This is a genomic window from Roseovarius sp. EL26 (assembly GCF_900327775.1).
Classification (GTDB): Bacteria; Pseudomonadota; Alphaproteobacteria; order Rhodobacterales; family Rhodobacteraceae; genus Roseovarius.
In genome coordinates this window covers 243,238-265,817 of sequence record NZ_OUMZ01000007.1, presented here as the reverse complement: position 1 = coordinate 265,817, position 22,580 = coordinate 243,238, and the positions used below count along the sequence as shown (strand labels likewise).

24 protein-coding genes, 1 tRNA gene and 1 pseudogene are annotated in these 22,580 nt (G+C 54.4%); 16 read left to right on the top strand and 10 right to left on the bottom strand.

Annotated features, from left to right (window positions below; translation table 11 throughout):
• Positions 1-11: 11 nt before the first annotated feature.
• A complete protein-coding gene (locus D9A02_RS09155) occupies positions 12-464 on the bottom strand; it encodes a DUF302 domain-containing protein (RefSeq protein ID WP_120500687.1) in 453 nt (150 codons plus the stop codon).
• A gap of 99 nt (positions 465-563) precedes the next feature.
• Here D9A02_RS09155 and hisF point away from each other — a divergent pair, with 99 nt between their 5' ends.
• From hisF to D9A02_RS09140, 3 genes are read left to right on the top strand one after another with little or no spacing between them, the layout of a single operon-like run.
• The gene (gene hisF / locus D9A02_RS09150; RefSeq protein WP_120500686.1) at positions 564-1,328 is read left to right on the top strand and encodes an imidazole glycerol phosphate synthase subunit HisF; all 765 of its coding nucleotides are present in this window, start codon (positions 564-566) and stop codon (positions 1,326-1,328) included.
• Positions 1,325-1,645 (top strand): phosphoribosyl-ATP diphosphatase, encoded by a 321-nt coding sequence (locus tag D9A02_RS09145; protein ID WP_120500685.1) that lies wholly within the window; start codon positions 1,325-1,327, stop codon positions 1,643-1,645. Before hisF ends, D9A02_RS09145 begins: the two co-directional genes overlap by 4 nt.
• Positions 1,642-1,935, top strand: coding sequence for a Dabb family protein (locus tag D9A02_RS09140; protein WP_120500684.1), 294 nt, complete (start codon positions 1,642-1,644; stop codon positions 1,933-1,935). The genes D9A02_RS09145 and D9A02_RS09140 overlap by 4 nt, the downstream gene beginning before the upstream one ends.
• Positions 1,936-1,952: 17 nt before the next feature.
• Here the strand turns inward: D9A02_RS09140 and D9A02_RS09135 are convergent, their stop codons facing one another.
• Together D9A02_RS09135 and D9A02_RS09130 are read right to left on the bottom strand one after the other, a co-directional pair.
• Positions 1,953-2,426 carry a CoA-binding protein gene (locus D9A02_RS09135; RefSeq protein ID WP_120500683.1) on the bottom strand — a complete coding sequence of 158 codons (474 nt, stop codon included), beginning with the start codon at positions 2,424-2,426 and terminating at the stop codon, positions 1,953-1,955.
• 197 nt (positions 2,427-2,623) lie between these two features.
• Complete coding sequence (locus tag D9A02_RS09130) at positions 2,624-2,929, bottom strand: hypothetical protein (RefSeq protein ID WP_120500682.1); 306 nt, start codon at positions 2,927-2,929, stop codon at positions 2,624-2,626.
• 197 nt (positions 2,930-3,126) lie between these two features.
• Here D9A02_RS09130 and yidC point away from each other — a divergent pair, with 197 nt between their 5' ends.
• From yidC to D9A02_RS09100, 7 genes are all read left to right on the top strand, one after another.
• Positions 3,127-4,908 carry a membrane protein insertase YidC gene (yidC, locus tag D9A02_RS09125; protein WP_120500681.1) on the top strand — a complete coding sequence of 594 codons (1,782 nt, stop codon included), beginning with the start codon at positions 3,127-3,129 and terminating at the stop codon, positions 4,906-4,908.
• Complete coding sequence (locus D9A02_RS19220; protein WP_162933019.1) at positions 4,908-5,066, top strand: hypothetical protein; 159 nt, start codon at positions 4,908-4,910, stop codon at positions 5,064-5,066. The genes yidC and D9A02_RS19220 overlap by 1 nt, the downstream gene beginning before the upstream one ends.
• Entirely contained in the window at positions 5,063-5,713 is a 651-nt protein-coding gene (gene yihA, locus D9A02_RS09120; RefSeq protein WP_120500680.1) for a ribosome biogenesis GTP-binding protein YihA/YsxC, read from the top strand. Before D9A02_RS19220 ends, yihA begins: the two co-directional genes overlap by 4 nt.
• Positions 5,714-5,718: 5 nt before the next feature.
• A complete protein-coding gene (locus D9A02_RS09115; protein WP_254054592.1) occupies positions 5,719-6,084 on the top strand; it encodes a DUF2946 domain-containing protein in 366 nt (121 codons plus the stop codon).
• Positions 6,085-6,153: 69 nt separating this feature from the next.
• Positions 6,154-7,557, top strand: coding sequence for a PepSY domain-containing protein (locus tag D9A02_RS09110; protein WP_120500679.1), 1,404 nt, complete (start codon positions 6,154-6,156; stop codon positions 7,555-7,557).
• 122 nt (positions 7,558-7,679) lie between these two features.
• Entirely contained in the window at positions 7,680-8,543 is an 864-nt protein-coding gene (gene argB, locus D9A02_RS09105) for an acetylglutamate kinase (protein ID WP_120500678.1), read from the top strand.
• 168 nt (positions 8,544-8,711) lie between these two features.
• Positions 8,712-9,959, top strand: a complete 1,248-nt coding sequence (locus D9A02_RS09100; RefSeq protein WP_120500677.1) for a hypothetical protein — start codon at positions 8,712-8,714, stop codon at positions 9,957-9,959.
• An 86-nt stretch (positions 9,960-10,045) separates the two neighbouring features.
• On the opposite strand, the gene D9A02_RS19215 is transcribed toward D9A02_RS09100, so the two are convergent.
• Positions 10,046-10,129: transfer RNA gene (locus D9A02_RS19215), tRNA-Tyr, on the bottom strand.
• A gap of 128 nt (positions 10,130-10,257) precedes the next feature.
• Here D9A02_RS19215 and rlmB point away from each other — a divergent pair.
• Positions 10,258-11,037 carry a 23S rRNA (guanosine(2251)-2'-O)-methyltransferase RlmB gene (gene rlmB / locus D9A02_RS09095; RefSeq protein ID WP_120500676.1) on the top strand — a complete coding sequence of 260 codons (780 nt, stop codon included), beginning with the start codon at positions 10,258-10,260 and terminating at the stop codon, positions 11,035-11,037.
• 11 nt (positions 11,038-11,048) lie between these two features.
• Here the strand turns inward: rlmB and D9A02_RS09090 are convergent.
• From D9A02_RS09090 to D9A02_RS09080, 3 genes and pseudogenes are all read right to left on the bottom strand, one after another.
• Positions 11,049-11,543 (bottom strand): annotated as a pseudogene (locus D9A02_RS09090) (histidine phosphatase family protein).
• A complete protein-coding gene (locus tag D9A02_RS09085) occupies positions 11,540-12,193 on the bottom strand; it encodes a ferredoxin (protein ID WP_120500675.1) in 654 nt (217 codons plus the stop codon). The pseudogene D9A02_RS09090 and the gene D9A02_RS09085 overlap by 4 nt, the downstream one beginning before the upstream one ends.
• Entirely contained in the window at positions 12,169-12,963 is a 795-nt protein-coding gene (locus tag D9A02_RS09080) for a sterol desaturase family protein (protein WP_120500674.1), read from the bottom strand. The genes D9A02_RS09085 and D9A02_RS09080 overlap by 25 nt, the downstream gene beginning before the upstream one ends.
• 224 nt (positions 12,964-13,187) lie before the next feature.
• On the opposite strand from D9A02_RS09080, the gene D9A02_RS09075 reads away from it, so the two are divergent.
• The 5 genes from D9A02_RS09075 (at position 13,188) to D9A02_RS09055 (ending at position 18,464) form a co-directional block, all read left to right on the top strand.
• A complete protein-coding gene (locus D9A02_RS09075) occupies positions 13,188-14,204 on the top strand; it encodes a ribose-phosphate pyrophosphokinase (RefSeq protein WP_120500673.1) in 1,017 nt (338 codons plus the stop codon).
• A gap of 146 nt (positions 14,205-14,350) precedes the next feature.
• Complete coding sequence (locus D9A02_RS09070) at positions 14,351-15,793, top strand: aldehyde dehydrogenase family protein (protein WP_120500672.1); 1,443 nt, start codon at positions 14,351-14,353, stop codon at positions 15,791-15,793.
• A 3-nt stretch (positions 15,794-15,796) separates the two neighbouring features.
• Complete coding sequence (locus D9A02_RS09065) at positions 15,797-16,561, top strand: glycosyltransferase family 25 protein (protein ID WP_120500671.1); 765 nt, start codon at positions 15,797-15,799, stop codon at positions 16,559-16,561.
• A gap of 11 nt (positions 16,562-16,572) precedes the next feature.
• Positions 16,573-17,421, top strand: coding sequence for an alpha-1,2-fucosyltransferase (locus tag D9A02_RS09060; protein ID WP_120500670.1), 849 nt, complete (start codon positions 16,573-16,575; stop codon positions 17,419-17,421).
• The gene (locus tag D9A02_RS09055) at positions 17,418-18,464 is read left to right on the top strand and encodes a serine/threonine protein kinase (protein WP_120500669.1); all 1,047 of its coding nucleotides are present in this window, start codon (positions 17,418-17,420) and stop codon (positions 18,462-18,464) included. The genes D9A02_RS09060 and D9A02_RS09055 overlap by 4 nt, the downstream gene beginning before the upstream one ends.
• A 36-nt stretch (positions 18,465-18,500) precedes the next feature.
• Here the strand turns inward: D9A02_RS09055 and D9A02_RS09050 are convergent, their stop codons facing one another.
• The 3 genes from D9A02_RS09050 to D9A02_RS09040 form a co-directional block, all read right to left on the bottom strand.
• The gene (locus D9A02_RS09050) at positions 18,501-19,280 is read right to left on the bottom strand and encodes a carnitinyl-CoA dehydratase (protein WP_120500668.1); all 780 of its coding nucleotides are present in this window, start codon (positions 19,278-19,280) and stop codon (positions 18,501-18,503) included.
• Between the two features lie 3 nt (positions 19,281-19,283).
• Complete coding sequence (locus D9A02_RS09045) at positions 19,284-21,299, bottom strand: acetate--CoA ligase family protein (protein ID WP_120500667.1); 2,016 nt, start codon at positions 21,297-21,299, stop codon at positions 19,284-19,286.
• 108 nt (positions 21,300-21,407) lie between these two features.
• Positions 21,408-22,568: an acyl-CoA dehydrogenase family protein gene (locus D9A02_RS09040; RefSeq protein WP_120500666.1), complete on the bottom strand. Its 1,161-nt coding sequence runs from the start codon at positions 22,566-22,568 to the stop codon at positions 21,408-21,410.
• Positions 22,569-22,580: the final 12 nt, after the last annotated feature.

Genomic DNA, 22,580 nt, shown 5'->3' with positions numbered 1-22,580 from the left:
AAGACAAAACTTTATTCCCCAGCTGCCTTAGCTGTGAGCTTGGCCAGTGCACCCGTCATTTTCTTGAGGTATTCACCTTCACCGGAAATGCCATCCAAACGGCCAAGCATTTTACCCGGATCTTCATAACTCAACCAAACTTGCCCTTCGCCATCTTGATAGACCAGCACTTTGAGCGGCAGAAATAATCCAGCCAGCGGATCGTCTTGCATCGCAGGCGTGCCCAATTTTGGATTACCAAAGATCAGCAGCTGCGAAGGAGACAGTTCCTGCCCGACTTTCTGCGCCCCACCGGCGTGATCAACGCGGGCAAACACCGTAGCCCCGGCCCCGGTCACGACAGCTTCAAGCGCATCCATTGTCGCCGTTACATCAGATGCAGATTTCACACGTTGAATATCGCCCGCGCTTACAATCGCGGGAATCGCCAGCAGCCCTGCAGCCAATAGCCCGAATTTGGTCATCACATTCTCCTCAAATTGAATTCTTGCGACATCTCACCACTGGCATGTAACGCAATTTATGCATAGATAGCCGCAGGAAACGTAACGGATCACGAAAATATGCTTAAAACTCGCATCATCCCCTGTCTGGACGTGGCTGATGGCCGCGTTGTGAAGGGCGTGAACTTTGTTGATCTCATCGACGCCGGTGATCCGGTGGAATCGGCCCGGGCCTATGATGCGGCTGGCGCGGATGAGCTGTGTTTTCTTGATATCCACGCCACTCATGAAAACCGAGGGACGATGTTTGACGTGGTTCGTCGCACGGCCGAGCAATGTTATATTCCGCTCACTGTGGGCGGCGGGGTGCGCACCCCTGATGATGTGCGCGCACTGCTGCTATCTGGTGCAGACAAGGTCAGCTTTAACTCCGCAGCTGTCGCCAACCCTGATGTTGTGGCGCAGTCGGCTGATCAATTTGGCAGCCAGTGTATTGTTGTTGCGATTGACGCCAAAACCGTATCGCCGGGAAAGTGGGAAATCTTCACCCATGGCGGGCGCAAATCCACCGGCATTGACGCAGTTGAGTTTGCCAAGCTGGTTGAAAGTAAAGGCGCTGGTGAAATTCTGCTAACCTCGATGGACCGCGACGGCACTCGGGCTGGTTTCAACTTGCCCCTGACCCGCGCCATCTCAGACGCAGTGAATATTCCGGTGATTGCTTCAGGCGGCGTTGGCACACTTGATCACTTGGTCGAAGGCGTCACCAAAGGCGGCGCTTCTGCCGTGCTGGCGGCATCAATTTTTCACTTTGGCGATTACACCATTGCCGAGGCCAAAACGCATATGCAGGCAGCAGGCATCGCAATGAGGACAGGCGCATGACTTTAGATGAGCTTGAACGGATCGTGGCGGCCCGCGCCAAGGCCAGTCCAGACGACAGCTGGACAGCTAAGCTGCTGGCCAAAGGCCCGGAAAAAACCGCTGAAAAATTCGGCGAAGAGGCGATTGAGGCCATTATTGAAGCCGTAAAAGGCGATCGCAAAAAGCTCACCTCTGAGGCCGCAGATGTTCTGTTTCACCTGTTGGTGATGCTGCAATCACGCGATGTGCCGCTCTCTGATGTGATGGATGAGCTGGCCCGCCGTCAAGGCACCAGTGGCCTTGTTGAAAAATCCTCCAGAACAGAGGGCACAAAATGATCAGACATATCGTTTTTTTCAGCGCCAAGAATGCGGACGAAGTTGAAACCGTACGTGATGGTCTGATGATGCTGCGCGACATCCCACATGCCCAGCATTTCGAAGTGGGTCGCAATCTGCAGAGCGATGCCATCAACGGCACGCAAGTCGATTTGGTAGTTTATGCGGAATTCATCGATGAGACTGCGTTGGACGCTTACAAATCCGACCCGATTTACGAATCATGTATTGCGCGCGTCCGCCCAATGCGAGAATTACGTATTGCTGCTGACTTTGAGGCCGATACGTAAGCTGGTATCACCTTAGCCTACAACTTTGATGAAATAATCCCGGTGTTAAAGCCACCCATACGCAGCTCTCCGAACAAGCGTTGATATTCGATCTTAGGACAGCGATCCATAATCACGTCAACGCCTTTTGCCCGAGCCAATTCTGCCGCCTGTTCGTTCACGACACCTATTTGCATCCAGATCGTTTGCAGCTTGGGAAAATGCGCCAGTGCTTCCTCAACAATCGGCGACACATGTTCAGGGCGACGGAAAATATCCACCATATCCACATGCCCTTTGATATCGCTGAGGCTGGCTTTGACCTCACAACCAAACAGCATGGTTCCCGCGTGCCCCGGATTAACCGGCACCACATCATAGCCTTTCAACGCCAGATACCGCGCCACATAATAACTGGGGCGTACCGGATTCATCGACACACCAACCACGGCAATCCGCTTAGTACGTTGCAAGATCTTGCGCAGATGCACGTCTGTATATTCATCACTCATGGCCGCACCTTATTCAGAACTTTAGGATAAAAAAAGCGCCCAGATACAAAATCTGGGCGCCAGTCGCGGAACGAGGGACAGTGAAGAGAAACACGGGTGTTCCAAACCGGTGTTTCTAGAACATTAGATAGGGTGGATTTCGCGAATAAAAAGGGGATGTAATATAGCTGTGAACAAAATATTTACCTCTACCCGGATCAATCGAAGATATCTTCAACAACATCCCACAATTCGCTCAAGACCTTACGGCCAAGGCTCTTGCGTTTTTTGGCATACCGTTTTGGCGGGTATTTTTCATACGAGCGTCCCGGACGTTCATGTTTTTTGCTTTTCTTTGGCCTTTCGTGCCTGACCGGCTGGGTTTGCAATTTACGACTGGGGATCGATTTGATTTCGTGCAGCGGAGCTCCACAATTGGCGCAACTCAGCTCGTGCCGGACCTTATTCAGCACCAGAGCGGCGCGTGTTCCACAGTAACAGCATGTTGCAATTTTTTGTCCCACAGGTGCGCTCCTTTGAGATTGGATAAAAGCGTGAACCACTTCCGATGCAAGCCCCTTTACCTGAGAAAACGCGACAACTCCGCAAATCCCGCATCCAAACACCTCTGTTATTGACTTCAAGCCGCAAATTGACTTGACCTTTTGCCCTGCACTCTGTTGAACGCCTTGAGACAGAAAAACAGATAGGTGGCCGTCAAATGGACGATCAGACCAAGAATCTTATCCTTGCCAGTGCGCTTAGCTTTGGTGTCATTCTGATATGGTTCACACTTTTCCCTCCTCCGGAGGCTGATCCCAACGCGCCTGCCGCGATTGAACAGGTGGATGGGCAAGAGGTTGTCACGACACCTACTGCAGATGGTCAGGCAGCAGTGACCGAGACTGAGGAGCCTGTCGAAGACAACGCGCCACGTCTTTCGATTGCCACGCCCAGCCTTGAGGGCAGCATTTCCCTCAAAGGTGGACGCATCGACGAGCTGTCGCTGCGCAACTATCGCGAAACACTGGCCGAAGATTCGCCTATCGTACAACTGCTATCGCCAATCGGCAGTGACGAGCCCTTTTATGCCCTGTTTGGCTGGGCACCAGGCAGTGGATTGGACGCGGATCAGGTTCCGGGCCCAAATACGATCTGGTCGGTTGACGGCAATGAAAATCTGACGCCTGAAGCTCCAGTGACTTTGACCTGGGACAATGGCGCAGGCCTAAGCTTCCAACGTGATGTCAGTGTCGATGACAAATTCATGTTCACAGTTCGCCAGTCAGTCGAAAACACTGGGAGCGGCGCTGTCAAACTGGCCCCATACGGCATTCTTGCCCGTCAAGGTGAACCAGAGGATCTGAAAAACTTCTTCATCCTGCACGAAGGAGCCATTCGCATGGTCGACGGCGAATTGGCAGAAACCGACTATGATGATTTTGAGCCGTCCAATGACTTTGAGACCATTGGCGTCGAAGAGAACGCCTGGACCGGTTTCACCGATCACTACTGGATGACAACGCTGATCCCTGCCGATGAGGCCGGTGCCACAATCAGCACCTTTCAAGACGCCCGTCGCAATATTTTCCAAACCACAGCCCGCCAGAGCACCAAAACGGTTGCACCAGGCGAAACATTGTCACAAGAGATGCGTCTTTTTGCCGGTGCCAAGGAATGGGACACTATTCGCGCATACCAAAACGAATCTGGCGTTGAAAAGTTCATCGATTCGATTGACTGGGGCTGGTTCTTCTTCCTGACCAAACCGATTTTTGCGGTCCTGCATTGGCTGAACGCGTTGATCGGCAACATGGGTTGGGCAATCATTGCGTTGACTGTCCTGCTCAAGGCGCTGCTGCTGCCTTTGGCCTATAAATCCTATGTTTCTATGGCGAAGATGAAAGAACTTCAGCCAGAGATGGAGAAGATCAAAGAAAAAGCCGGTGATGATCGTCAGATGATGCAAAAATCGATGATGGAGCTGTACAAAAAGGAAAAGGTCAATCCAGCCTCGGGCTGCTTGCCGATCCTGATGCAGATTCCGATCTTCTTCTCGCTCTACAAGGTGATTTTTGTTACTCTGGAACTACGTCATGCACCTTGGATCGGCTGGATCAAAGATCTATCCATGCCTGACCCATCATCGCTGTATAACCTTTGGGGCATTCTACCTTGGGGTGTACCCGCATCTGGTTCAATCTTAGCGCTGATCTTCATCGGTATCATGCCATTGTTGTTGGGTATCTCCATGTGGCTGCAGCAAAAGCTAAACCCAGCCCCAACCGACCCGACGCAAAAGATGATCTTTGCCTGGATGCCTTGGGTGTTCATGTTCATGCTGGGCAGCTTTGCCAGCGGTCTGGTACTGTACTGGATCACTAACAACGTCATTACCTTCTGCCAGCAGTACCTGATCATGCGTAGTCAGGGCTATAAGCCTGATGTGTTTGGTAACATCACTTCTAGCTTCAATCGCAAGCAGGATGAAAAGGACGACTGATGGCACAGTTTCAGGTGATCTGGCGGCACTCGATCAAAGGGCGCGTAGCGCTTGAACGGGCAGCCTTGATCACCTGCAAAACTATGCCTTGGATGTGCCGTTGTCTTGATGACACAAGTGGTTCCGAAGCGAACGACACAACAGAGGTTCTGACATGAAACTCCCCTTTCCTCTGGTAGAGGCTCCTGATTCCATCGCCGCAGAAGCTGGCCGCAAGCTGTTTGCAGGGCCAGTAGATTTTCTCAAAGGGGTTGTCGCTATGTCCGGCCTGCCCCCGGCTGACCGGCTTGAGGTATGCTTTGCCGGGCGCTCAAACGTTGGTAAGTCGTCGCTAATCAATGCGCTGACCGGTCGCAAACGTCTAGCGCGTGCATCAAACACTCCAGGCCGCACACAGGAAATCAATTATTTCACGCTGGGCGACGAGCGTTATATGGTTGACCTTCCGGGTTATGGCTATGCCGAAGCCCCGGTTGCAGTGGTTGAAAAATGGCAACGGCTACTGAAGTCCTATTTGTCAGGCCGCCCGACGCTGCGCCGGGCATTTGTTCTGGTCGATTCACGTCACGGCATTAAACCCGTGGACGATGAGATTATGTCACTGCTCGACAGTGCTGCCGTGGCTTTTCAGGTGGTCTTGACCAAAGATGATAAGATCAAAGACAAAGATCGCGAAAAGATGCTAGCCCAAGTGCGCGAAAAGCTATCAAAACACCCGGCTGCGTTCCCTGAGTTGATCTCGACCTCGGCTGAAAAAGGCGATGGTATCGCAACCCTGAGATCAGTCATTAACGAACTGGTATAGGCGCCGTGCTGCCACGTTTCATCACGTTAATAACTCTGCTGGCACTGACGATCGTCAGTACCATTCCGCAAGGCTGGATGGTCAACAGCGATGCAAACGGAAAAATGCTATTGGTTCTATGTACCAGTGACGGAGCACAAGAGGTCTGGGTCGATTTTGGTGACACCCCACCAAGCGACCATGACCAACAAGATGAGCTGATGCCCTGCCCGTTCAGCGGTATCGCGTCTTCTGACATTCCAGCATTTGCACAGATTGCAGCGCTAAAACAAACACCCCGCCCCGCCCCATGGGCACAATCGGATTTCACGCACCGAAGTGCCGGGTTTTACACCCGGTATGATGCCCGTGGCCCACCCGCGTTCTCCTGACAGATCAAAACCCTGAAATATCTGCCTGACTGCACTGCAGCGGGCCCTGTTATCCTATGGAGAAATTGAATGGCCGATCAAAGCCACGTCGCCACACGCGACCCCGAAACCAACACCCTGCCACAAAAACTCTACTTCGCCGTCTGGCGCTGGCATTTTTATGCCGGACTTTATGTTATCCCCTTCTTTCTCATCCTCGCGGTGACCGGGTTAATGATGCTGTTCATCTCGCAATTTGATGGCCGTGATGGTGAAAAAATAAGTGTCACAGCACAAGGCGAAGCTATCAGTGTATCGCAACAGGCGGATGCAGCCACCACTGCCGTGCCCGGCGACATCGTCGAATGGATAGGCCCCAAAGCCGATGATTTGGCTACCGTGTTTCGAATCAAAACTGATGCTAGACAACAGATGGTTGCCGTTGATCCGTATTCAGGCGATGTCATCCAAACATGGGACCGCCGCGCAGGGTGGTATGATTTCGCCGACAACATTCATTCGGACCTGCTGATCGGCACAGCAGGCGATCGGATGATCGAAATCGCTGCCGGGCTTGGGTTGGTGCTTGTTCTAACGGGGCTTTATCTGTGGTGGCCGCGTGGCAACGCCAAGGTAGCACTAATCCCTAACCTGAAAGCGCGTGGTCGCGCCCTGTGGAAATCTCTGCATGCGGTAACAGGTTTCTACATCTCAATCTTGCTCATTCTGTTTTTGATCACGGGCCTATCGTGGACTGGGATTTGGGGCGACAAGATCATCCAAGCCTGGAGCAGCTTTCCCGCCGCTAAATGGGATAACGTTCCCCTATCTGATGACACCCATGCCAGCATGAACCACGGCAATCAAAACGATGTTCCTTGGGCGCTTGAGAAAACCCCGATGCCCGCCTCTGGTTCTGACGCAGGAATTCCCGGGCTTGCCGAGGGTGACCCTGTCGACATCGACACACTTGTCGCCTTTGGCGCCTCAATGGGTATGCAAGGCCGTTTCCGCATTGCATACCCCAATGGGGAGACTGGCGTATGGACAATGAACCGCGACAGCATGAGCAGCGATTCATCTGAGCCGACAACCGACCGCACCATTCACATTGATCAATACACTGGCAAAATTCTCGCTGATGTGCGGTTTGAGGATTACTCGGCCATGGGCAAGTTCATGGCGCTTGGAGTACCGTTCCATATGGGCCTGATGGGGACATGGAACTTCATCCTAAACGTCGTGTTCTGCGTCGCAGTGATCTTTGTCTGTATTTCCGGGGTAATAATGTGGATTATTCGCCGCCCTTCGAAAGCGGCGCGCCTTGCAGCCCCCCCAGCCCCAGCAGAGATGCCGTTTTGGAAAGGCGCGGCGTTGATTACCGTTCTGGTTTCAATCGCCTTCCCGCTATTGGGCCTGACCCTGCTAGCGGTTTTGGCATTTGATGTTTTGATCCTAAGCAACCTGCCCGCCGTCAAACGCGTCTGCAGTTAAATCAAACCTTAATCAGGCGCGTGGATCTCCCAGGAAACGCGCGCCTGATCCATCTCAAAGACAAGTCCCCCTTGGCAGTTCGATGTGAAGATCGTAACAGAGGTAGCAAGAGGACACGTCGAATGAGAAAACAAGCCATGAACCGCGACTGGATTGCCACCGCCCGCACACTAAGTGAAGCCCTGCCTTACCTGCAACGCTATGATGATGCGATTGTTGTGATCAAACTAGGCGGTCACGCCATGGGCAGTGACGAAGCGATGGACACTTTTGCCCGCGACATCGTGTTGATGCAACAGGTTGGTGTAAATCCGGTGATCGTGCATGGCGGCGGTCCGATGATCAATCAGATGTTGGACAAGCTGGCGATTAAGTCGGAATTCGTCAACGGCAAGCGCGTGACGGATGAGGCCACGATGGAAGTGGTCGAAATGGTTCTGTCAGGCCGGGTCAACAAACGTATCGTTCAGGCCATCAATCAACAGGGTGGTAAGGCGGTGGGCCTGTCTGGAAAAGACGCCAATCTGATCACCTGTGACCCAACCGACCCCGCGCTTGGTCTGGTGGGTACTCCGTCTGAAATTGACCCCAGCATTTTGCAAACCCTGTTCAACGACGACACCATCCCCGTGATTGCCCCGCTGGGAGCTGGTCGCAATGGTGAGACGTTCAATATCAACGGTGACACCGCCGCTGGAGCCATTGCCGCCGCCTTGACTGCGGACCGCCTGCTGCTGCTGACCGACATCGACGGCGTGCGCAATGCCGAGGGTGATGTCGTGACCGAGCTGACCCCTCAAACCATCCGCGAGATGATCGCCGATGGCACCGTTGCGGGCGGCATGATACCCAAAACCGAAACCGCTTTGGCGGCAATTGATGGCGGTGTTCGCGCCGTTGTCATTTTGGATGGCCGCGCCCCTAACGCAACACTGCTGGAACTCTTCACCGACCACGGTGCCGGATCAATGATCCGAGCGGGTTGAGCTTTGCAGGTTTGACTTGAGTCCCAATTTTACGCTGGTGCCCCGCACCCGCGTAAAAACTGATGTCGACTCTGGAAAAACATCCTCATAAGTTGAAAATATGCTTGGTGGTTCTTTAGTAAATTTGATCTTGGTTTTCTTGGCGTTGCCCTGACAATCATCGAACTTTTGTCAGTTGCTTATTTCACTGCCGCACTGTCAAAACCCAAAAGTCGGCAAAGCATCCTTGATTGGCTGACATCAAAACGCGGCACCAAATTTTACCAACGCTATGTTGAAGCTGCGCTTGATGCCGTGGATGCAACCCTTGTTCCCCCAAATGCCAAAGATCACTTAAATTCAGATGGAAAATCTGTCTTTGGCTGGCAACTGTTGGATTTTTCCCTGCGTCTGGCGGTGGCCTATCCGCTGTTGTTTATCGCACTGTCATGGGGGTGGACCGGGGCCGCCAGTGGCTTTGGCGATTTAGTGGTTTTTCCACACGAACCACGGGCTTTCGTTCATTACGGGTTTCTGGGGGGAATAATTGCATCGCTGACCTGTTTTGCTTTAAGTTTGTATCATCAGCGAATTGGAAACTATCGCCTTAGGGATCGTTTCCAACTCGCTGCATTCGCAGGCGCACTCACACTCACACTCGCATTCGCAGGCGCATTCGCATTCGCATTCGCATTCGTGCTTAGAACATCAATCGCATCCAGATTACGCATCTATTTTGCCTATCTGATTACCGCCCTTGGCATCATCGCAGCCATGTCATGTTTCGTGGAATTATCGGCAGAGGGTAAAAGTCTTTTGCTGTTTCTGGGTGTCTTGCCTGTCGTGAATGCGATTTTTGACTTCTTGTCCTTTGGGGTAACCCGATGGTTGATCCGCACCGGCATGGCATTGCGGGATTGGCGGACATTTGTTCTGGGGGTGTGCGATTTACTTGTGGCGCTTGTGCTGTTCACTGGGCTTGGCTGCACGTTGATCATCATCATAAGTGGCATCAACGCTATTTCGGCCACTCCATTGTTGGATCTGGGAAACCTGTTGTCAGATATCGCGGCACAGCCTGAACGCTATTGGTGGCTTTACTTCGGGTTTTTCTCAACCCTAGTCCCTACCTTCCTCCATTTTGGTGTCTCTGCTGCCTGCCTGATCTCTTGGATACCCGGTCGGGCATGGATTGCCCAAGCGATTGAAGATCCAGATGATGGGGGTCGGAATTTTCGCGGCCAGCTGACGCTTAGCCTTGTTGGAACCGCTCTGTTTGCGATCCCGCTATTTACCGCTTATCTGCTTGCGCTGGCGATATACACTTGGCACCCTGAAATCGGGTTGCGGTATCTTTGGTTTTTTTCATGGTTTGCCAACCTGCTTGGGGAAGGCATTGAAAAATCTGATATTATTATATGTGCAAGCTGTGTCTGAAACTTTCTTTCCCGAACAAACGGCCTTCTGCTCAACCGGCAAGTAATTGGCCAAGTCACCATCTATATCACTGTCTATAAAATAAATGGTGGGCGACCCTGGAATCGAACCAGGCGTGCGTCTCCGCGAGGGAGTTACAGTCCCCTGCCACACCTTGCGGCCTGTCGCCCACTGTCTGATGCACTGCATCTGACGTGAGGGCGTATTTAGAAGCGCCTTTGTCCCCCGTCAAGACGAAAATGCCTTGCACTGGGCCGGGGTTGCACGCAATGTCGCGATCTGATGCGAAAGGTGAATTATGGGCACGAAAAAACCCCGTTGGGTGATTGAAAAAGAGCAGGCAAAGCGCGCAGGTGCCGCTGAAACGGTCTGGCTGTTTGGGTTGCATGCCGTTCGGGATGCTCTGCGCAATCCGGCGCGCGAAAAACTGCGACTGATTCTCACTCGGAATGCTGCCGATAAACTGGCCGAAGACGTGGCTTTTGCCGGTATTGAACCCGAGATGGCCGATGCCCGCAGATTCACCGCTCCGATTGACCCGCAATCTGTTCATCAAGGCGCTGCGCTGGAAGTAAAATCGCTTAACTGGGGCGGCTTGGCAGATCGTTGTCTTGGGGATGGCACACATCCACCGCGCGTGATCATGCTTGACCGGGTGACCGACCCGCATAACGTCGGCGCGATTCTACGCTCAGCCGAGGTGCTAGGAGCTTGCGCTGTCGTAGCCCCCCGCCATCACTCGGCCCCCGAAACCGGAGCCTTGGCAAAAACAGCCAGCGGCGCATTGGAACGTCAGCCCTATCTGCAGGTGCGCAATCTATCGGATGCCATCGTTGAGTTGCAGAATATGGGTTATATCGTTCTAGGGCTGGATGGTACAGCAGACGACACAATTGAGACCGCGCTTGAAGGCCGGCGCGATCGCCCGGTGGCTTTGGTCATGGGGGCCGAGGGGCCGGGATTGCGCCAAAAAACCAAAGAAACCTGCGACCAATTGGTCAAGATCAGTTTTGCTGGTGAGTTTGGATCGCTGAATGTGTCCAACGCTGCGGCCATCGCGCTTTATGCATCGCGGTAACGGCGAATGCCTTACCCCGTCAAATCGCGGGGAATCACAAAATCCACAACCCGGCCAGTGCCGGGTTTAACCTCTGCCCATTGCGGCACATCAAAATCAATCACTGTGGTGGCCCCGGTTGGATAGTCCTAAAACCGTGTATGTGCAGGCGGCGTGACGACAAGTTGTTCGGCAAAGCAACTGATGCCCGGGTTATGACCCAACATCAGAACCAACGCCTCAGATGCGCCCCGCAAAACTGTAAACATTCGGTCATTTGAGGCCAGATAGAGGCTATCCAGAAATGCGGTATCGGCCGCAATGTTTAGCCCGGCAAAAGTTTCCCGCGTGCGCATCGCACTGGAACATAGCACCTGATCGGGATGATAGGATTTTTGCCGCATCCAATCACCCAAAGCTTTGGCCGAGAGACGTCCACGGCCATTGAGGGTGCGCGCATGATCCTCCAGCAGTGCATTATCCCAACTGGACTTGGCGTGGCGCATCAGAATCAGGCGTAATGTCATGTGCGGTGAAAGTATTTCATATGAATGGCCGATTGTTCAGGGTTGCGGTCGAATGTCTGGCTAACTGGGCAAGACCTGCGCGCAATGCACCCTTGGCTCATGCAGGTCTGCCCGGCCGGGGTGTCCAGATAGGTATGGCAAGCGTCGATCTCATAGAAGTGCTGATCGCTCAGGGCGTTAACGGGGCAAGCCGAAACACAGGGTTGCGTGTCACAAGTCTCACAAGGAGAGGCGATCGGGGGCTTAGGCAGATCAATTTCTTGATCAAACAACAGTGCGCCCCGGAACGAGACCATCATTCCGGCCTCGTCGTGCACCAGCATGCCCACCGGACTTTGCCAAGCACGCCCCGAATCCATTGCCCAACGCATAAAGGGCTCATAGGGAGGGCCTCCAAAGGGAAACCGGGCTTCGGCGTTCAAGATATCAGCCATGCGAGCGATGATCCGCTCCGACCATCGATTGAACGGATCTTCTGCACCATCCAACATTTCAGGGCTAATTTTGAAAACCTTCCAAAATCCTGTCTCAGGTCCCAGCAAACAGATGGTTCTGCCATCTTCGTGCAGAGCACCCATGATGCCTAAACCGTTCAGCTTGGCGGCGGCATCGACCGCGGCATATGTTATAGCTTGCGAAACGGCAGCCATAGGCTCCACCCTAGTTTAGACGGTTTGTCATCCTGCCAGCGCAGGCCAATGGTCATATCATCATGCCCTTTGCCGGGTTGTGCAATATAGGTGCCAAATATTCTATCCCAGATCGACAAGGCAAAACCGTAATTGCTGTCATGCTCCTGGCGCAGATCAGAATGATGCACCCGGTGCATGTCAGGCGTGACCAGAATCCGACGCAGCACGGCATCCACCCCCAGCGGCAGGCGGATGTTGGCGTGATTAAACATTGCGGTACCATTGAGGATGATCTCAAACACGATAATACCCATCACAGGTGGGCCCAACAGGTAGACCAGCCCAACTTTAAACACCATGGAAACGGCAATTTCAACCGGGTGAAACCTGATGGCGGTGGTCACATCGATGTCACGGTCCGCATGGTGAACCCGATGAAATCGCCATAAAAGAGGTATTTTATGTGTGATCAGATGCTGCGCCCAGATCGCGAAGTCAAACAGCAAAATGGTCAGTGTTACAGCAAGCCACATCGGGACTTCGATCAGATGAAGTAGACCAAAACCCTGCATCTGTGCGTCCATCGCAGCGCCAACTGCCAGCAAAGGCATGGCAAAGGCCAAAGCACGCAGGGTCAATGTATCAATCACGACGATAGACCAATTGGTAAACCATCTCTGTTTGCGGGTCTGAAGCAGTGCCCGACGCGGGGCCGCAGCTTCGACCAATGCAAAGAGGGCGAAAAGCCCCAAAAATACAACCAACCTGATCAGCATTTCATGTTCCATTGCACGCAACTTAAGCCAAATGTATTTCTGAGCAAGAGTGGATGCGATGACCCGAGTAAGGCGAACACCTCAAGAAACATCCTTTACTAGAACCGTGATATCCGGACACCCATGCGGTTTTTATGGATTTCCTACCCTTGCATCGCTTTGCCCGAGGCAATGCCCGTGATAAGCGGTGATAACGTCATGATTCTGTCATCAGAGCCAAACCGGGAACATTCCTCATGCCTACCACTTCCGAGCCCAAACTGATCGCCGGCAATGCTAATATGCCACTTGCCAAGGCAATTACGCGCCGCATGACCATGCATCGAGGGGCCAATCTAGGGCTAGTCGACGCCCGGGTAGAGCGTTTCAACGATCAGGAAATCTTTGTCGAAGTTTATGAAAACGTCCGCGGCGAGGACATGTTCATCATCCAGCCGACGTCAAACCCGGCTAATGATAATCTAATGGAATTGCTGATCATGTCGGATGCGCTGCGGCGCTCATCCGCCAAACGGATCACAGCAGTCATTCCTTATTTCGGTTATGCTCGTCAGGATCGCCGTTCCAAGGCACGCACCCCGATCTCGGCCAAACTGGTCGCCAACATGATTGTTGAATCCGGTATCGAACGCGTTTTGACTATGGATCTGCACGCTGCACAGATTCAGGGGTTCTTCGACATTCCAGTTGATAACCTTTATGCGTCGCCTGTTTTTGCGCTGGATATCATGACCCAGTTCAAGGAAAACTTGGGCGATGTGATGATCGTCTCTCCCGACGTTGGCGGTGTGGCCCGCGCCCGCGAGCTGGCGAAACGGATCAATGCCCCTCTGGCCATCGTTGACAAACGCCGTGAAAAACCCGGAGAAATCGCTGAAATGACTGTGATCGGCGATGTCACCGGCAAAAAATGTATCATTGTCGATGACATGTGCGACACCGCAGGCACCCTGTGCAAGGCGGCCGAAGTGATCCTTGAGCACGGTGCAACCGAAGTGCATGCCTATATAACACATGGTGTTATGTCTGGTCCTGCGGTCGAACGTGTAACCAATTCAGTAATGAAGTCGTTGGTGATCACAGACACCATCGCACCAACTGAACCAGTCAAATCGGCGCCAAACATCCGGATCATTCCAACTGCACCCGTGTTCGCTCAGGCTATCCTGAACATCTGGCAAGGTAACAGCGTATCTTCGCTGTTTGATACGCCGACATTAGAGCCGGTATACGAAGGTCAGTTTAGCCGCTGACACTCAACAAATTTACGGTGAATTCGGCGGCCAATCTGCAAAGGTTGGCCGCCGTCGTTTATATGACGCAATCTGTCTTGTAGTTGAGATATGACGGTGACAAGGTGCGCAAGAAATCAAACCGCTGAACAATGGGAGACTGCGGCATGATCGAGAAACGTCAGTTCTATATCAATGGGGCCTGGGTCAATCCGGCTGAGACCAATGATCACAACGTCATCAATCCGGCCAATGAAGAGGCCTGCGCGGTGATCTCTCTGGGTGGACAGGCAGATACCGATGCCGCTGTTACGGCCGCAAAGGCTGCCTTCCCGGCTTGGATGGCAACCGCGCCTGAAGAGCGGATTGCGCTGGTTGAAAAGCTGCTCGAGATCTACGAGGCGCGCAACGAAGATATGGCGCAGGCAATCAGCCTTGAGATGGGCGCGCCGATTTCCATGTCGCGCCAACAGCAGGCGACCTCGGGCTCTTATCATATCCGGGCCTTCCTTGATGAAGCCCGCAAATATGAGTTCTCCCACCCCATAGACTCCGATACACCCGGCAGTTGGATCATGAACGAACCGATTGGTGTTTGTGCCCTAATCACACCATGGAACTGGCCGATGAACCAAGTGACGCTCAAGGTTATCGGAGCAGCGATTGCAGGTTGCACCATGGTGCTGAAGCCGTCTGAGGAATCGCCACTGTCCTCAATGTTGTTTGCCGAGATGATGCATGATGCTGGCTTCCCGGCCGGTGTGTTCAACCTTGTGAATGGTGATGGCGTTGGAGTTGGCTCGCAACTGACCAGCCACGATGATGTCGACATGATCTCCTTCACAGGGTCGTCGCGTGCGGGCAAGTTGATCACTAAAGCTGCTGCAGACGGCCTGAAACGTGTCAGCCTTGAGCTGGGCGGAAAAGGGGCCAATGTGGTCTTTGCCGATGCGGATGAAAAGGCGGTCAAACGCGGTGTCATGCATTGCATGAACAACTCGGGTCAATCGTGCAACGCACCAACCCGCATGTTGGTTCAGCGTGAGATTTATGAGCAAGCGGTTGAAACAGCAGCGCAGGTTGCGGCGTCGATTGAAGTTGGCGCGCCCAGCGAAGAAGGTCGTCACATCGGCCCGGTTGTGAATGAACTGCAGTTCAACAAGATTCAGGATCTGATTCAGCAAGGTATCGATGAAGGCGCACGCCTGATTGCCGGTGGTGTGGGGCGCCCTGATGGGTTGAACCGTGGATTTTATGTCAAACCTACCGTGTTTGCGGATGTGAACAACGACATGACTATTGCCCGTGAAGAGATCTTTGGCCCTGTGCTGTCGATCATTCCTTTTGATACTGAGGAAGAGGGCATCGCAATTGCCAATGACACGCCATATGGCCTGACCGATTATGTTCAGACGCAAGATCCTGCCCGGGCCAACCGAATGATCCGTGCACTGCGCGCGGGCATGGTGGAAACCAATGGTCAAAGCCGTGGCAACGGTGCACCCTTTGGCGGCATGAAGCAGTCCGGTAACGGGCGCGAAGGCGGCAAATGGGGCATCGAAGATTTTATCGAAGTGAAATCTGTCTCAGGCTGGAGTGAGGCTGGCTAATCCATGCAACTCCACGCCTTTGTCTTACACCTTGCGCGCGCCGAAAAACGGCGCGCGAACGCCCATGAGGTGCTGAATAATTGCGGCGTGGAGGGTGAGATCTGGGATGCCGTGGATGGGGCGAAATTGTCCGAGGCAGAAATTACCGAGGCCTATCGCCCTAACCAGTTTGAGCCGAGTTACCCTTTTGGATTGAAAACCGGGGAGGTCGGCTGTTTTTTAAGCCATCGGTCAATCTGGCAAGCGATTGTGGATCGTGATCTGGATGCTGGTGTGGTGTTTGAGGATGATGCCTCCTTGGATCCGGATGTGTTTGGCAAGGCGCTTGCCTTGGCGCAAAAGTACAGTGATCACTTTGGCTACATCCAGTTTCAAACTCGTCCGATCAAAGGGCATGAAGATGTGCTGGAAACCGATGGGGATCTTTGCCTGAGCGTACCGCGTGTTTCGCCGGTGCGGGCGACCGCTCAATTAATCACACATGCCGCCGCAAAACGGTTGGTAAAAAAGGCACAGGTGTTTGACCGCCCTATTGATACATATGTGCAAAGCCATTGGTTCACCGGGCAGCCGGTGGCAGTGATTTATCCGTCAGGCGTTGCTGCGATTTCCGAGCGGCTGGATGGGTCGACCATTCAGGGTGGAAAGTATTCGGTTCCCGAGCGATTAAAGCGGGAAGTGTCGCGCACGGTTTACCGCCGCAAGATTGAGCGTTATTCACGTGACAGCAAGACGCTCTCCTCTGCTGCAACTGAAACACGCAAGTAAGACCTGAAACAATGATCATTTCCAGACTTTTGGGCGGGGCCGGAAACCAGCTCTTTCAATATACCGCAGGGCGGGCTTTGGCCGATCATCTGGGCTGTGATCTGGCGTTGGATTCGCGGTATATTGCGGGCAGCGAAGATCGCGGGAATTGCTTTGCGCATTTTTCCGGCGCGCGAATAACGCCAGTCTCTGCCCTTCCCCCGGCCAAACACGATGGTTTCCTACGCTACGGGCTATGGCGAAAGTTCGGAAAAGATCCCAAATTTTGCCGCGAGCAAGAGTTGGGCTTTAATCCAGAGTTCTTTGACCTAGGCGATAAAAGCTATCTGCATGGATATTGGCAATCGCCCCGATATTTTGGTGATAGCGCCGAGGCGTTCCGCAAAGATCTCCAGTTCACCACACAGTTGGACACGGCAAATGTCGCAATGGCCGAGCAGATCAAGGCCGCGAAAATCCCGGTGTCAGTACATGTGCGGCGTGGGGATTACATGGCCTCGGGCAGTTTTCAGGCTTGCACGGAAGAGTATTATGTCGCGGCTTTGGCAGCGCTTTCCAAGATGCTGGGCAAGGATCTGACTTGCTTTGTGTTCTCGAATGACCCTGTCTGGGCGGCGGAAAACATGAACCTGGGCTTTGAGCGGGTGATTGTGGATCTCAATGACGAAACCCGTGGCCATTTCGATATGCAGTTGATGTCACTGTGCGCGCACCATGTGATTGCCAATTCGACCTTTTCATGGTGGGGGGCATGGCTGAATCCCGATCCTGATAAACTGGTGGCCGCGCCAAAGAACTGGTTTTCCAAAGAAAAACTCAGTAATCCTGATATCTGCCCGGACAATTGGATACGCATATGACCCCCAATGGCGATTTTGCAGATCGGACCTTTCTGGCTGAAACGGTCCATAAGCGCGATATTTTCTCTGAGACGATCTCTGGGACGCTGGAAGGTGTTGAAAATTTCCCGGTTGTACTGCGCAAGCTGGACGGCGTGCCGTTATATGCCAAGCCGGTAGCGTGGTTTCTGGCGCGCAAGGAAATCCGCGGACTGCAAGCGGTTCAAGGGATTGAGGGCACACCAGTTTTGGTGCGGGTTGATAAGGTGGGGCTCTTGCGCAGCTGGACGCAGGGCACGCCATTACAATTAGCCAAGCCCACAGACCCCGCGTTTTACAAAGATGCCAAGCGCCTGCTGCGCGAGATGCGACGGGCGGGGGTTGCCCATAATGACATTGCCAAGCCGCAAAACTGGCTGATGACGCATGAGGGCCGTGCGGCGGTGATTGATTTTCAACTCGCTTCGGTGCACCGCAAGGGAAGCAAATTCCTACGGGTCCTGGCGCGCGAGGATCTACGACATTTGCTGAAGCAAAAGCGCGCCTATGCGCCGGAGTTGTTGACAGCGTCAGAGCATCGGATGCTGGCGCAAAAGGCGCTACCAGCGCGGATCTGGATGGCGACGGGCAAGAAACTTTACAACTTCATTACCCGCAAGCTGATGAATTGGTCAGATGGAGAAGGCACCGAAGACCGGATTGAACGTGATGGTCCCGCGCTGGACAAAGCGTTGCGACCCCTGCCCCAGATCAGCGATATTGCCCTGTGCACCTATGCGCTTCCGGCCAAGGGTGTGGGACTTTATGTGTTTGTGGAAACAGCACTGACCGGATCAGACCTTGAGAAGCTGCTGCCCTCCCCGGCCCCCGAATCTGTGCAACCGGTTTTAAGGTTACCGCGCGCAGCGGATGGATCTTTGCGCATGGATGCACTGCAACTGATCGCCACCAACCGGTTGGACGAGTTGGAGCAGCTTTGTTCATCAGAGCCAGCGCTAGCCGAGGATCTGAAGCCGATCATTTCGCAGCGCCTGAACCTGACAGATCGCATCTTGCGCAAATAATGCCCTGCGCCTTGGGTTAGGCACAGGGCATTGATCTTACTTACCTTTCCAGACCGGATCGCGTTTTTCGGCGAAGGCACGGGCGCCTTCAAGTTGATCCTCGGACCGGTAGAGTTTTTCGACCGATGGCAATTGGCTTTTGGTGATGCGGTTCATCGCATCCTGGAATTTGGCATCTTCGGCGTCACGCACCACCTCTTTGATCGCGGCATAAACCAGCGGTGGGCCGGAGGCGAGCAGACGGGCGAGCTCCCACGCGCGGTCCATCAGTTGGTCGGCGGGCAGAATTTCATTGACGAGACCCCAACGGTTGGCCTCTTGAACGTCGAACCAGCGGCCGGTGAGCAACAGCTCCATCGCGATGTGGTATGGGATACGTTTCGGCAGCTTCACGCTGGCGGCATCGGCCACGGTGCCGGAACGGATTTCAGGCAGGGCAAAGGTGGCGTGTTCTGCGGCAAGGATGATGTCGGCCGAGATCGCCAGTTCCAAACCACCGCCACAGGCGATGCCGTTCACAGCCGCGATCACTGGCTTGTTCATGTCGCGCATTTCCTGCAAGCCGCCAAAGCCGCCGACGCCGTAATCGCCGTCGACTGCGTCGCCGTCAGCAGCGGCTTTCAGGTCCCAGCCGGGGCAGAAGAATTTTTCACCACCGCCGGTCAGGATGGCGACGCGCAGTTCCGGATCATCACGGAATTCAAGAAAGACGTCGCCCATGATCTTGCTGGTTTCCAGATCGATGGCATTGGCCTTGGGGCGGTCCAGTGTCACCTCAAGAATGGCACCTTCGCGGCGGGTTTTAATCGGGTTCATCTTTCAGGCCTTTCGGATAAGCGCATCTACGGCAACCGCCCGGTCGGGGGTGCACAGAAGCGGGTTGATTTCAACTTCGCTGACGGTGTCGGTGTTGGCAAGCACGTAGGCCTGCACCGATTCCACAGCGTTTACGGTGGCGTTTATGTCGGCACCGGGTTTGCCGCGATAACCTGCCAGAAGCGGGGCGATATTAAGTTTTCCCAGCGCCGCGCGAATGTCTTCGGTCGAGGCGGGCAACAGCAACGAGGTGGTGTCGCGCAGGATTTCGGTCAGCACGCCCCCCGCCCCAAGGGTCAGGACATAGCCATGCGCCGGGTCACGGACCACACCGACCAGCAGTTCGGCCACGGTACCTGTGATCATCTCCTCGATCAGGATCTCGTCGGTGCCGATGTCCTTGGCGGTTGCGACCACATCTTCTGGCATGACCTCAAGGCGCACAGCAGCGTGCTCTGATTTATGCGCCAGTCCGGCGCCCTTGATGGCAAAGGGTGGGCGCAGCTCTTGCGCAGCTTGCGCAGCTTCGTCCGCGCCCCGGACCGAGCGGTTTTGCGGGGTGGGCAGGCCGTGGGCGGCCAGCACCGCTTTGGACTCGGCTTCACTGACCAGTGAGACCTCGCCAATCTCACCCGGGATACAGACGGGCTCGGTGGATGGCGCGCCAATGTTAGAGGCCGCTCTGGTCGCTGACAGCGCCTCTCGCAACCCCATAATGGGGACAACGCCGCCGTCCATCAGTTGGGCGGCCACGTCTTGTGGCATCAGTTCTGGTAAACTGGCAACGACACCGAAACGCGCGCCAGTGTCTGCGCGCACTTTCAGGGCCGCGTGGGTGGCGCAGGTCCAGTCAATCGGGTCGGTCGTGGGGTAATCCACGATGGAGAAAGTCATCGAGACGTCATCGCCGGTCATGCCAGACCAAGCCCGAGCCATCGCATCCTGATCACGCCAAATATAAGTGTGGTAATCAAGCGGATTGTTCAACGCCACCATCGGGCCGAGTGCCGCTCGCAGGGCAGTTTTCTGACGGTCAGTGAGCTTTGGAAATTCGAGCCCGGTGCCCACAGACATGTCGGCGATCAGACTGGCCTCCCCACCCGAGCAACTGATCGAGGCGATGTTGCCATCGGGCAGCGGGCCATAGCAGTGCAAAAGCTTGAGGGTTTCCAGCATGTCCGGCAAAGCGCGGAGGCGTGGAATGCCGAGGCGGTCAAGGAAGGCCTGTGCGCCAGCGTCACTGCCTGCCAATGAGGCGGTATGCGAAACGGTGGCCTGTTGTGCCTGTTCGGATACGCCAACCTTGATCGCCACCAGTGGCACGCCTTTTGCATGGGCTTTCTGTGCCAGTGCTTCCCAATCACGGAGGTCTTTGAAACCTTCGATGTGCAGGCCGACGGCGGTGACACGTGGGTCGTCAATCAGAGCTGACGCGATCTGCGCCTGCGTGGTCTGCGCCATGTTTCCACAAGTGACCATATAAGCGATCGGTAAACCGCGTTGCTGCATGGTCAGGTTGATCGAAATGTTCGAGCTTTGCGTCAGAATGGCGACGCCCTTTTCCACCCGTTGGCAACCGTGCTGATCAGGCCAAAGCAACGCGCCATCGAGGGCGTTTACAAAGCCATAACAGTTGGGTCCAAGGATGGGCATATCACCCGCAACTGCGACCAGTTCAGCCTGAAGATCGCCGCCAGTTTCATCTTCCGCCACGGCTTCGGAAAACCCGGAGGCAAAACAGATTGCCCCACCCGAGCCCAGTGCTGAGAGCTCTCCGACCAGTTGGATCGTGGCGTGGCGGTTGACGCCGATGAACACGGCATCGGGGGCCTCGGGCAGGTCCTGCACCGATTTAAACGCTTTAAAGCCCGAGATTTCCTCGGACTTTGGGTGAACGGGCCAGATCTGCCCGGCATAATCCATCAGGACCGATTGTTTGATCACCTGTTCGCACCAGGCCCCGCCCCCGATGATGGCAATGGATTTAGGTTGGAACAGTCGGTTGAGATTATTTGACATGCGCGACCAAGTAGCAAGAGTGCAAAGGGCTCCGGCGGTGGCAAGCATCTGATTAGCTGAGAGCGAATAAGCAGTCAGACACGGTGCCACCGCCAGAGAGGTGTGATCTTAAGCCCCCAAAGGACGCAGCAGATCACGGGAAATGATATGGCGTTGGATCTCGGACGTACCATCCCAGATGCGTTCCACCCGGGCGTCACGCCAGAAGCGCTCAATCGGGAAATCATCCATCAGCCCCATGCCACCAAAGATCTGCAGCGTGGTATCAGTAACCTTGGCCAGCGTTTCGGAGGCGTAAACCTTGGCAGAGGCGATCTCACGGTTCGCAGGGAGTCCTTGATCCAGACGCCATGCTGAGGCCAGCGTCAGCCAGTCAGCCGCATCGATTTCGGTGATCATATCGGCGATCTGGAAACTCACGCCTTGGAATTTCCCGATGGGTTGCCCGAATTGCTTGCGTTCAGCCGCGTAGTTCAGGGCGTAGTCAAAGCAGCGACGCGCACGGCCCACCGAGAACGCAGCAACGGTGATGCGTGTGGCATAGAGCCATTCGTTCATGACCGCAAAGCCGCCATCCACCTCACCCAGAACCTGCGCATCTGGCAGACGGCATTCATCAAAATAGAGGATGCAGTTTTTGTAGCCCTTGTGGCTAACAGAGTTGTAGCCATCACGCACCTCAAACCCCGGCGTACCGCGATCAACAAGGAAGGTGGTGATACGTTTTTTGGGGCCTCGGGGCGTCTCATCCACGCCAGTGGCGATGAAGACGATAAAGAAGTCTGCGTGCTCCGCACCCGAGATGAAGTGCTTGGAGCCGTTTATCATCCAGTCGCCGCCATCACGTACAGCAGAGCATTTCATGCCGCGCACGTCAGAACCGGCGTCCGGTTCGGTCATCGCCAGTGCATCCATCCGCTCACCCCGGACAGCGGGCAGAAGGTAACGCTCGCGCTGTTCGTCATTACAAGCCATCAGGATGTTTTGCGGGCGGCCAAAGAAGTGGGTCAGCGCCATGGAGCCACGGCCCAACTCACGTTCGACCAAAGTAAAATCCACATGGCTGAGACCTGCACCGCCAACCTCTTCGGGGAAGTTACAGGCATAGAAGCCCAGATCGATGCATTTTTGCTTGATCTCTTCGCCCAGCTCATGCGGCACTTGACCGGTGCGCTCGACCTCGGCCTCGTGGGGATAGATTTCGTTTTCAACAAAGCTGCGAACGGTGGAGACGATCATCTCTTGTTCGTCGGACAGACCAAAGTGCATGGCGGGACTCCT

Coding starts and splice junctions, on each gene's coding strand:
- D9A02_RS09155 (WP_120500687.1), bottom strand. CDS start 464: ATGACCAAATTCGGGCTATTGGCTGCAGGGCTGCTGGCGATTCCCGCG.
- hisF (WP_120500686.1), top strand. CDS start 564: ATGCTTAAAACTCGCATCATCCCCTGTCTGGACGTGGCTGATGGCCGC.
- D9A02_RS09145 (WP_120500685.1), top strand. CDS start 1,325: ATGACTTTAGATGAGCTTGAACGGATCGTGGCGGCCCGCGCCAAGGCC.
- D9A02_RS09140 (WP_120500684.1), top strand. CDS start 1,642: ATGATCAGACATATCGTTTTTTTCAGCGCCAAGAATGCGGACGAAGTT.
- D9A02_RS09135 (WP_120500683.1), bottom strand. CDS start 2,426: ATGAGTGATGAATATACAGACGTGCATCTGCGCAAGATCTTGCAACGT.
- yidC (WP_120500681.1), top strand. CDS start 3,127: ATGGACGATCAGACCAAGAATCTTATCCTTGCCAGTGCGCTTAGCTTT.
- D9A02_RS19220 (WP_162933019.1), top strand. CDS start 4,908: ATGGCACAGTTTCAGGTGATCTGGCGGCACTCGATCAAAGGGCGCGTA.
- yihA (WP_120500680.1), top strand. CDS start 5,063: ATGAAACTCCCCTTTCCTCTGGTAGAGGCTCCTGATTCCATCGCCGCA.
- D9A02_RS09110 (WP_120500679.1), top strand. CDS start 6,154: ATGGCCGATCAAAGCCACGTCGCCACACGCGACCCCGAAACCAACACC.
- argB (WP_120500678.1), top strand. CDS start 7,680: ATGAGAAAACAAGCCATGAACCGCGACTGGATTGCCACCGCCCGCACA.
- rlmB (WP_120500676.1), top strand. CDS start 10,258: ATGGGCACGAAAAAACCCCGTTGGGTGATTGAAAAAGAGCAGGCAAAG.
- D9A02_RS09085 (WP_120500675.1), bottom strand. CDS start 12,193: ATGGCTGCCGTTTCGCAAGCTATAACATATGCCGCGGTCGATGCCGCC.
- D9A02_RS09080 (WP_120500674.1), bottom strand. CDS start 12,963: ATGGAACATGAAATGCTGATCAGGTTGGTTGTATTTTTGGGGCTTTTC.
- D9A02_RS09075 (WP_120500673.1), top strand. CDS start 13,188: ATGCCTACCACTTCCGAGCCCAAACTGATCGCCGGCAATGCTAATATG.
- D9A02_RS09070 (WP_120500672.1), top strand. CDS start 14,351: ATGATCGAGAAACGTCAGTTCTATATCAATGGGGCCTGGGTCAATCCG.
- D9A02_RS09065 (WP_120500671.1), top strand. CDS start 15,797: ATGCAACTCCACGCCTTTGTCTTACACCTTGCGCGCGCCGAAAAACGG.
- D9A02_RS09060 (WP_120500670.1), top strand. CDS start 16,573: ATGATCATTTCCAGACTTTTGGGCGGGGCCGGAAACCAGCTCTTTCAA.
- D9A02_RS09055 (WP_120500669.1), top strand. CDS start 17,418: ATGACCCCCAATGGCGATTTTGCAGATCGGACCTTTCTGGCTGAAACG.
- D9A02_RS09050 (WP_120500668.1), bottom strand. CDS start 19,280: ATGAACCCGATTAAAACCCGCCGCGAAGGTGCCATTCTTGAGGTGACA.
- D9A02_RS09045 (WP_120500667.1), bottom strand. CDS start 21,299: ATGTCAAATAATCTCAACCGACTGTTCCAACCTAAATCCATTGCCATC.
- D9A02_RS09040 (WP_120500666.1), bottom strand. CDS start 22,568: ATGCACTTTGGTCTGTCCGACGAACAAGAGATGATCGTCTCCACCGTT.